This window comes from Acidobacteriota bacterium, from assembly GCA_039028635.1.
Lineage (GTDB): Bacteria > Acidobacteriota > Thermoanaerobaculia > Multivoradales > JBCCEF01 > JBCCEF01.
Genome location: JBCCHV010000060.1, coordinates 32,516 through 41,957, shown reverse-complemented (window position 1 = coordinate 41,957; position 9,442 = coordinate 32,516). Strand labels below are relative to the sequence as shown.

The window sequence follows — 9,442 nt, the reverse complement described above, 5'->3', positions numbered from 1 at the left end:
GCCGGCCTGACGACGAGCAGCAGCTGGTGCACGACCGGCCTCGGCACGCCGGACTACCGGATGGCCCACACGATCGAGCATCGGCTGTCGGCGAAGACCAAGTTCCTCGCCCCGGGGGGCGGCACGCTGCCGCTCCGCGAAGGCCACTTCGTGAGAAATCTCACCATCGACAAGGCGACCGGTCTGCCGAAGCGCAGCGTCGACCCGGCGGGGCTGATCACCGACTACTCCTACGATGCTCTCGGGCGCCTGACGGCGGAGAAACCCACCTCTGGGGCCTGGGTCGAGTACGAGTACAAGAAGCCGACCTCGAGCCAACTCGCCCGCATCAACGTCCGGCGTCGCGCCCAAGGGCAGACCACGGGAACGGCCCTGACCTCGCAGGCCTCCTGGTACGACTCCTTCGGCCGGGTCTGGCACGAGCGGGACGAGCTGCCCGGCGGTGTGACCTCGAAGCAGGTCTCGTCCTACTACCCGAACGGCTGGCTGCGCTGGAAGAGCGTCGCCCACTCGGGCACCACCTCCGGGGTGAAGAAGACCTTCCACCAGGACTACGATCCCTTCGGCCGTCCGGCGGAGATCGTGCCTCCGGACGGTGCCGCCCACGCGATCGATTTCGAGTACCGTGGTATCCGGCAGGTGAAGCGCACGGTGTCGGTGGCCACTGGCACGGTAGGGCAGGAGACGCCGTCATCGACGATCGAGCGCTCCGATGCCTACGGGCGACTGATCGAGGTGGAGGAGCCCTCGGCTCCGGGCGGCGCCAACGTCTCGACCCACTACAGCTACGATGCCGCCAACCGCTTGACGCGGGTGCATACGACCGCCCAAGGGGTCAGCCAGGCCCGCCTCTTCGACTACGACGGCCGGGGTTTCTTGACCCGTGAGAAGCACCCGGAGCTCGGCACCTTCGGCAACGGCAGCCTCGAGTTTTCGGACTACGACGCCTTGGGCAACGCCGGGCGGCGGCGGATTGGGTCGGCTGGTGGCGCCTCCAGTGGCGCCTTCGATTTGCTGCAGGACTACGACGCCCAGGGGCGGCTGACTCGGATCAAGGAGCGGCGATACCAGGGAGGTATCCAGCGGCCGATCAAGGAGTTCACCTACGGCACTGGGGCCTGGGCGGGCAACCGCTCCCTGGGCAAGGTCGAGACGGCGATCCGCCACAATTGGATCGCCCCGCCCTGGAACCCCTCGGCGGGCGAGGTCGACGTCTCGGTGCAGGAGGTCTACACCTTTGGCGGCGTGGCCGGCCGGCCGTCGCAGCGAAGGACGACGCTGTCGTCCCTGCAGACCTTCCACCAGTCCTGGATCTACGACGACCTCGGCAACGTCACCTCGCGCACCTATCCGCAGTGTTTGCACTCGCCCTGCGCCGGCACCACGACGAACCGCACCGTGCCCAACAGCTACACCCGTGGCCGGCTCACCGCCGTGCCGGGCTATGCGCCGTCGATCACCTATCATGACCACGGCATGCTCGACACGGTGGCTCACGTCAACGGCACCTCGACCTATCACCGCAAGGACGCCTTCGGCATCCGGCGGCCAGGCTCGATCGGGGCCTCGGGCGTGGTCGGTTTGACGGAATCGACGCCCCTCCAGCAGAGCCAGGGGCTGGTCTATCAGTATGACGGCGCTGGCAACGTCAAGTTTCTCGGCGACGAGGTCTACCAGTACGACGCCGTCTCACGGGTGGTGAAGGGCACCATGGGCGGGGGCAACTCTCAAAGCTACAGCTACGACGCCTTCGGCAACATCTCTGCCGTCTCCACCGTGCGCTCCGGCATTTCGACGACCCGCGGTTACGGCATCGTCCGCTCCACCAACCGCCTGAGTGCCACCGGCTACGACGCCGCCGGCAACCAGCTCCACTTCGGCTCCGGCACGACCGGCTACACCTACACCTGGGACGCTTTGTCCAAGCTGAGGTCCAAGCAGAGCGGCAACGGTGCCATCGAGGACTACTACCTCTACACCGCCGACGACGAGCGCATCAACACCCTCCACTGGGCCGAAAGCCCGATCGAAGAGACCTGGACCCTGCGCGATCTCGGCGGTCAGGTGCTGCGCACCTGGGGCACCGTCGGAGGCTCCGCCGGCACCTGGAACCACCGGGAAGACCACATCCACCGGGATGGTCAGCTGCTGGCTTCCTGGAGGCCGGCCGAGGGGCTACGCTTCTTCCACCTCGACCATCTCGGCACGCCCCGGCTCATCACCAAGGCCGATGGGAGAAGCGCCGGCCTTCATACCTATTTCCCGTTTGGGGAAGAGTCCGTGCCCAATGGGTCCAGTGAGCGGATGAAGTTCACCGGCCACGAGCGGGACACCCACGGCACCGCCGGTCAGGGCGATGACCTCGACTACATGCATGCCCGGTACTGTAATCCGCTGAACGGGCGGTTTCTCTCAGTCGATCCGGCCAGGGAATCCGGCAAGCCCGGAGCGCCCCAGAGCTGGAATCGCTATGCCTATGGGCGAGGCAACCCGGTCAAGTTTGTGGACCCCGATGGAAGGGAGACCTCGGTCGCGCTGGCATTGGAGCGCGACATCGAGGCCCTCCACAATGGCGAGATCACGACTGAGCAGTACCATCTCAATGTCAAGAGAAGGGCTCAGGGAGGTGCTTTAGGCGTAGTGGGAGCGTTGGGTGGATTGACGACCGCTAGGGTAGCAGGGGCGGTTGGCGGCAAGGTCCTGATTCAACGCGCCAAAGGCGCCCTTGCTCGTGCGTTCTCAAGAGCTAAGAGTAGGCTGGGGGGAGCCAAGTCTCCTAAGTCAACTCGTGGCCTTCAGCGTCAGCTGGAAAGTCATAAAAAGAAGCTTGCGGACTTCAAGAGAAATCCTGATAAATTTGACAATAAGGGGTTCCTCAGAAAGGCAAGTCCCGAGAGAAGGAAAAAGATCATCGAGGGACGGATCAAGAGCCTTGAGAGACAGATTGAAAATTTTGAAATGCAGATCAAGAACCAGGCTGGAGGTTCCTTGTGATTGTGAAAGTGAAAGACTTGCGAATTGTATCCAATATCCTTTTCGATTACCTGGAGTCAACGGGAAGGGGGGATGTGAGAGTAGAGGAAGACTTCTACTGGTCGGTGCCTCAGGAGCATGTCTATAACCCTGCTTGCGATCCTGAAGAATTGTTTGTAGGTCAGTTAAGTGATGACTGTAAAGAGCTGTCGGCAATTCTCAGCGGCGAGAATCCTCCCATCGGGTATGCATTGGTGTGGCTGTCAGCAGTTCTGCGGGTTGTTGGGGAGAAGACGGTTTCTTAGCGCCCAGACGAAGTGGCTAAGATTGAGGCTGGATTGGGTCGAGGTTCTGAGGCTGCGAGAAGAGAGATTTCTTGGCTAGCGCGAAGGCTGAGCAGGGCTGTTGGAGGGCGAGCGAAGACGGGCTAGACAGCCACCTCAGCGCTCTCATTTGGCATGCCCAATACGGCGCTTCACGCCAACGACACCTCAAGCTATCGCTGCAGGTGGGAATCTGACAACGGGCTCGATCAGAGCCTCTTTCTGGTCAGGGGGCGAGTATGCCAAGTGCACTCGAAGACCTTCAGGTTTGGTTCGCAAAACAATGCGATGGAAGCTGGGAGCACGGTAGCGGAATAGAACTAAAGACTCTTGACAATCCGGGATGGTTGTTGAGGGTTGACCTGTCCGGGTTCTCATTGGAAGGGTATGCGTCTCCGAGTTTGGTCGAAGGCCGTTCCGATAGCGACTGGGTTCGCATTGAGGTCGTCGATTCTGAGTTTAGAGGATTTGGGGGTCCCGAAAACCTGGAAGAACTGATGTCAAGATTTATCGATTTTGTCGCCGACCTCAATCCATCTCATTGATGGGAGAGGCGAGCTGCACATGTTGCTCACCTCTATTCGAGGACTTCGATCTTTGAGTCGTTGACTGATTGAATAATCTGAGGCCGGGAATAGGCGAATCAATGGGAAGACCCAACTGCTGGCCTTGCACCCCCCACCGACGAAGACCGCGTTCGGAGCCTTCCCGCTAGCTGCCCTGGCGTGCTAGCGCCCGGGCGCGGTCGAGGAGGTCGTCGACCCGTTCGCGCTGGACGGCGGGGTTGCCGAAGGAGCTGGTGTCGCCGCGGATCATGCCGTCGAAGATGGTGTGGAGGCGACGCAGCTCGTCGAGGCCGCGGCGGGCGGTGCGGCAGGATTCTTCGGGGCAGGTGCAGCGGCGTTCGGCGCTGGAAATGGCGTCGTTGATGCGTGCCGTGGACTGGCCCCAGGCGGCGAGGTCGTGGGGTGGTGTGCGGAAGGCTCGCGCTTCGATGGCGAGGTCGCGGCTGACGCCCTGGGCCGCTTCGACACAGACGGATCCTTCGCTGTTGCCTGCGCTGGTGGCGACGGCGGCGGTGTTGCTGCCGGTTCCCACCACCTTGGCCTGCAGCCAGGGCCAGAGCTCGGTGACTCCGAAATAGAGAACTGCGCCGTAGATGGCCAGCCGAAGCAGGCCGGCAAGGGGCCTTCGTGCCATGGTTCGCTCCCGGGTCGGTTGTTCTGCCAATCTTAGCTTGTCGGGCCGAGTCCCCCCGTAACGCCCGCCCGGTGGACGGCTTTCCGGTGAGCTGGTAGCTTCCTTCCGGCCCCTCTCTCGTCCGATACTTGGCGCGCACCATGGTCTCCACTCCATCGTCGACGATCCCTCGCGGTCGCGGTCCGTTCGCCCAGAACCACTGGCTGGGTCAGCTCGTTCTGGCCGCGATGCTCGGACTGCTGGCGCTGGCGGTTTCCTACCCGCAGACCTTCCTCGCCTCCGAGACCCGGGTGCCGGGCAACTGTGGGGACAGCCGCTTCAACCACTTTCTCTTGGAGCACACCTGGGGCTGGCTGCGCGGTGAGGAGCTCCACCGCGAGCTCTGGGACCTGCCGATCTTCTACCCGGCGGTGGAAGACACCTATGCCCATAGCGACCTGCTCCTCTCCCTGGCACCCCCTTACTGGTTGGCGCGGGCCCTTGGGCAAGGGCCCGAAGGGGCATTCCGGAGCTGGCTCTTCGCCGTGCTCTGGCTCAACTACCTGGCAGCCTTTTTCCTGCTGCGGCGGGGCTGCGGAGCGGGAACCACAGCGGCCGCCTTGGGGGCCTTCCTGATCGCCTTCCCGATCTCGCGCCTCCACCAGACGCCCCACCCGCAGCTCTTGCCGTGTTTCTTCGTGCTGCTCGCTCTCTGGGCCGTGATCGCCTATGGCAAACCTCTGGTCCGAGGGCAGCGCGACTCGTCGCCAGGGCGACCCTGGCCGGCGATCGTCACGCTGGTGTTGGCCTCGGTGGCGCAGCTCTATGGCGGGTTTTATTTCGGATTTTTCTGGGGCTTGATCCTGGCCGGCGTATTGGCGGCGGTCTTGCTGGTGCGAAGCCTCCGCGGTCCCCTGCTGCGGGCCCTGCGCCGCGATCTGTGGGTTTGGCTCGGTGCCGGTGTCGGAGGAGCTTTGCTGCTGGTGCCGCTGGTTAGTCACTATGCAGCGGTCGCGGGCCGCAGCGGCGTTCCATCCTGGAACGAGGTGGCCCAGTACCTACCGCGGCCGGTGAGCTGGATCTTCGTCAGTGACGCCAGCCATCTCTATGGCTGGATGAAAGGCACGGGCCCCTTCGGCGGCTTGCCGGCGGCCTACGAGCAGGCGATTGGGATCGGCCTCTTGACCACCCTCATGATGGTCGGGGCGCTGTTTCTCCGCCGTCGTCATCCCGCAGTTCAGGTGCTGCTGTTGGTGACCGGCGGGATGGTCTTGCTGACCACCATCTTCTTCGGTCAGCAGGGCTCGCTGTGGCGATTGGTCTATGCCCTGCACCCGGGATTGGCGGCGACTCGGGCGATCTGTCGCGTCGGTGTTCTGGTGCTACCCCTGGCGGCGGGTCTGAGTCTGCCGCTGCTGCTCGCTGGACAGCGCGGCTGGCGCTGGGGGATTGGGGCCGTTCTCGGGCTGCTGTGTTGTGCCGAGCAACTCGGCGTGTCGCGCAGCTACGACCCGTGGCGCGAGTCGGCGCTGGTGGCGACGATGGCCGAGCAGGTCGATCCGGATTTTCCTGCCTTCCTGGTCAGCCAGCGCGGCGGCGGCTCTCCCGGCTGGTTGCTCAGCATCGATGCCATGTGGGCGGCGGAAGCGGCGGGCGTTCCCACCGTCAACGGCTACTCCGGACGTTTCCCGGCGGGTTGGTCGCGGACTCTGGGAGACCCGAAGAGTGGCACCCGGCCGGTACGGCAGGAGCTTCGCATGACCCTCGCCCGCTGGCTCGAAGACCACGGCGCCGACCCTTGGGACGTACAGCTTCTGCAGGTGCCCGCCAATTACCGCAAACGGCGTGGCCGAACCGGCCGCTACTGCTTCTGATGGGTACCGGTTGGCAGGGGGAAGGCTCAGCCTCGCGACGGCCGAGGGTAGGACTCGTCGGGGCACTCCGATGACAGGTCTTCGAGGGCGCGACCTCCTGCTGGCGGGAGTGCTCGGTCTGCTGGCGTTGGCGGTGGTGCACCCCCGCACGCTGGTCGCCGGCGCCGAGAGGACTCCGGGCGACTGTGGCGATACGCGCTTCAATCACTACCTCCTCGAGCACACCTGGGGCTGGGTGGCCGGGGAGGAACATCACCAGCCGTTGTGGGATTTGCCGATGTTCTTCCCGGCGGGAGAGAACACCTACGCCTACAGCGACTTTCTGCTCAGCTTCGCGCCCCCCTACTGGCTGGCTCGGGGCTTGGGATTCGAGCCCTTCGAGGCCTACGTCGGTTGGTTGCTGTTCGTCTTTTGGCTCAACTACGTGGCGGCCTTCGCCCTGCTTCGCTGGTCGCTGCCGGCGAGCCGCTTGGCCTCGGCCCTGGGGGCTTTTCTGATCGCCTTTCCGGTCTCGCATCTCAACCAGGTCTCCCACCCCCAACTGCTGCCGATGTTCTTCGTCCTGCTCGCCATCGGCGGGGCGCTGGCCTATGGACGCCACTTGGAATCCCTCTCCGGGAACCGCAGGGCTCGTCGCTGGAGCTTGGGAGTGGTGGCTCTGTCGACGGTGGCGCAGCTCTACGGGGGGTTCTATCTCGGCTTCTTCCTGTTGCTGGCTCTGGTGACCTTTGCCGTCGCCGGATTGGCCCAGTCTGCCTTGCGTCGCCCACTGCTGGCCGCCTGGCGGGACGATCTCTGGGCTCTGTCGGGCTGGGGTCTCGGCGCCGCCCTGCTGTTGGTTCCCTGGGCGCAACGCTATGGTGCCGCCGCCGGCGAGGTCGGTTTGCGGCAGTGGTCCGAGGTGGTCGGTGGCTTGCCGCGGCTCACCAGCTGGCTGTTCGTGGCGCCGGCGAGCCATTTCTATGACTGGATGCGCGACACGCTCCCGGTTCCAGACTCCCTCGAGCAGGCGGTCGGCGTCGGCCTGTTGACCACCGGAGTCGTGGTCGCAACCCTGGTGAGCGGTCGCCGTCATCTGGCGATGCGATGGCTTGGGAGCGTCGCCCTCTTGCTGGTCGCGGTGACGACGGCGGTGGGCGGTGTGTCCCTCTGGCGGGTGTTTTTCGAGCTCGTTCCTGGGGTCTCGGCGGTGCGAGTGCTGTGTCGCCTGGGCCTGCTCCTGTTGCCGCTTCTGGCAGGGGTGACGATTGCCTGGTTGGTGGATCGGGCCGGTTCCGGTTGGCGGCCTTGGGTGGTCGGGCTCGCCCTGTTGTGTTGCGTCGAGCAACTCGGGGCGCCGACCACCTATGACGCCGAGCAAGAGCATCGTCTGGTGGAGCGCCTGGCGGAGCAGGTCGATCCGGAGAAGACCACCTTTCTGATCAGTCAGCGCGGCGGGCGGATTCCCAACTGGCTCCTTCATATCGATGCCATCTGGGTGGCGGAGGTGGCCGGGACTCCGTCGGTCAATGGCTACTCTGGCAAGTTTCCGGCTCGCTGGACACCGGCCCTGATGTCTCCTCGCAGTGGCAACAAAGGGGCGCGCCAGAACCTCTGGGGTGAGCTCTATCGCTGGCTGGCGGTGCAGGGCGCCGATCCGGCGGACGTTCAGCTGCTGCAGCTGCGCCCTCGCTACCGCAAACCCGAAGCGAAGCGCGGTCCCTACTGCTACTGACCGGCCGCTGCGGCGGTCGGCGTGGTGAGCTCCGGGCCTGCCGGGCCGGCGGCGATGCGCCGGGCGAGAGCCAGGAAGGCCAGGCACAGCAAGACGCCGGCGACGGTGCAGCCGTGCCAGAGAACGGCGTCGCCCCAACGCTCGAAGACCATCGTCCCGATGGCCGGGGCCAGGATGAAGGCGAAGGAAAAGGTGCTGGCGAAAAGCCCCATGTAGCGCCCGGCCCTCGGCCCTTCGGCGCGTTGGGCGACGAAGCCCTCGAGGAATGGAAAACAGAGCATCTCGCCGACCGTCCACACCACCACCGCCGCGGCGGCGAACGCAAAGGTCGAGCCCCAGGCGGTGAGACCGACGCCGACCCCCAGAAACAGCGCTCCGGCAGCCGCGACGCGCAGCGGTGAGCGGCGCTTCAGGAGCTGGGCGAGGGCCATTTCGAGGGCGACGATCAGCAGCGTATTGATCGCCATCAGCAGGCCGATCCGGTCCTCCTCGAGTCCGTAGCGGTCGGTCAGGGCGAGGGGATAGCTGCTCCACAGCTGGAACAGGATGATCGCCAGCAAGGCGGTGAGACCGATCAGGACCAGGAAGGGACGGTCGCGCAGCGGGGTTCGCCGGTTGTTGGGCGCGATGGTGGTTTCGGCAGTGACCACCGAGGTCGCCGAAGAGCCTCCGCGGCGACGCAGCCAGAGCCAGAGGGGGACCGTCGCCAGCAGGCACGTGGCGCCATCGACGGGAAAGATCCAGGCATAGCTGCGAGCCGCCACGAAGCCCCCGATGGCGGCGCCGAAGGTCATGCCGAAGTTGAGCGCCAGGCGCCGCAGAGCGAAGGCCTGGATCTTGCCATCGGCCGCGCTCAGCCGAGCCAGAGTGAGGGAGTTGGCCGGCCGGAAGGATTCGACGGCGAAGCTGACAGCGAGGATGCAGAGGGCGATCGCCGTGGCATCGCGGAGGAGGCCGAGAAGGGTGAACAGGCCGCCCGCCGCGGTCAGGCTGGCGATCTGGAAACGCACCGGATCGATGCGGTCCGAGAGCCAGCCGCCGGCGAGGGTGCCGAGGGTCGAGCCGATGCCGTAAAGGCTCAGCATCAAGCCGGCGTAGCCGGTGCTGAAGTCGCGCTCGGCGGTGAGGTAGAGCACCAGAAAGGGCAGCACCATGGTGCCGGTGCGGTTGATGAAAGCGACCGTCGAGAACAGCCAGACGTCTGCGGAGATGCCGCGGAAGGCGTCACGATAGAGCTGCAGCAGGGGGCGGAGGAGGGCCATGACGTCATTCTGCCTCGGTCCGAGGCGCCGCGGCGAAGGCCGCTGAAAATAAAAATACGGGGCGCGTTTGCGCCCCGTGTGCCAAGGAGGTTATGCGGTAGGGTCTCCGGAGTTTGT

7 protein-coding genes are annotated in these 9,442 nt (G+C 65.0%); 5 read left to right on the top strand and 2 right to left on the bottom strand.

Features of this window, described 5'->3' with window-relative positions:
- The 3 genes from AAF604_20280 to AAF604_20270 all read left to right on the top strand — a co-directional run.
- Window positions 1-2,994 (top strand): RHS repeat-associated core domain-containing protein (locus AAF604_20280; GenBank protein ID MEM7052017.1); only part of this gene is annotated, 2,994 nt, incomplete at its 5' end.
- 2 nt (window positions 2,995-2,996) lie between these two features.
- A complete protein-coding gene (locus AAF604_20275) occupies window positions 2,997-3,278 on the top strand; it encodes a hypothetical protein (protein ID MEM7052016.1) in 282 nt (93 codons plus the stop codon).
- A gap of 257 nt (window positions 3,279-3,535) precedes the next feature.
- Window positions 3,536-3,841 (top strand): immunity 53 family protein, encoded by a 306-nt coding sequence (locus AAF604_20270; protein ID MEM7052015.1) that lies wholly within the window; start codon window positions 3,536-3,538, stop codon window positions 3,839-3,841.
- A gap of 166 nt (window positions 3,842-4,007) precedes the next feature.
- On the opposite strand, the gene AAF604_20265 is transcribed toward AAF604_20270, so the two are convergent.
- Window positions 4,008-4,496 carry a hypothetical protein gene (locus tag AAF604_20265; protein ID MEM7052014.1) on the bottom strand — a complete coding sequence of 163 codons (489 nt, stop codon included), beginning with the start codon at window positions 4,494-4,496 and terminating at the stop codon, window positions 4,008-4,010.
- Between the two features lie 140 nt (window positions 4,497-4,636).
- Here AAF604_20265 and AAF604_20260 point away from each other — a divergent pair, with 140 nt between their 5' ends.
- Both AAF604_20260 and AAF604_20255 read left to right on the top strand, forming a co-directional pair.
- Window positions 4,637-6,349 carry a hypothetical protein gene (locus tag AAF604_20260; GenBank protein MEM7052013.1) on the top strand — a complete coding sequence of 571 codons (1,713 nt, stop codon included), beginning with the start codon at window positions 4,637-4,639 and terminating at the stop codon, window positions 6,347-6,349.
- A gap of 70 nt (window positions 6,350-6,419) precedes the next feature.
- Entirely contained in the window at window positions 6,420-8,063 is a 1,644-nt protein-coding gene (locus AAF604_20255) for a hypothetical protein (protein MEM7052012.1), read from the top strand.
- On the opposite strand, the gene AAF604_20250 is transcribed toward AAF604_20255, so the two are convergent.
- Window positions 8,057-9,325 carry an MFS transporter gene (locus AAF604_20250; GenBank protein ID MEM7052011.1) on the bottom strand — a complete coding sequence of 423 codons (1,269 nt, stop codon included), beginning with the start codon at window positions 9,323-9,325 and terminating at the stop codon, window positions 8,057-8,059. The genes AAF604_20255 and AAF604_20250 overlap by 7 nt on opposite strands.
- Window positions 9,326-9,442 lie beyond the last annotated feature (117 nt).

Coding starts and splice junctions, on each gene's coding strand:
- AAF604_20270 (MEM7052015.1), top strand. CDS start 3,536: ATGCCAAGTGCACTCGAAGACCTTCAGGTTTGGTTCGCAAAACAATGC.
- AAF604_20265 (MEM7052014.1), bottom strand. CDS start 4,496: ATGGCACGAAGGCCCCTTGCCGGCCTGCTTCGGCTGGCCATCTACGGC.
- AAF604_20260 (MEM7052013.1), top strand. CDS start 4,637: ATGGTCTCCACTCCATCGTCGACGATCCCTCGCGGTCGCGGTCCGTTC.
- AAF604_20255 (MEM7052012.1), top strand. CDS start 6,420: ATGACAGGTCTTCGAGGGCGCGACCTCCTGCTGGCGGGAGTGCTCGGT.
- AAF604_20250 (MEM7052011.1), bottom strand. CDS start 9,325: ATGGCCCTCCTCCGCCCCCTGCTGCAGCTCTATCGTGACGCCTTCCGC.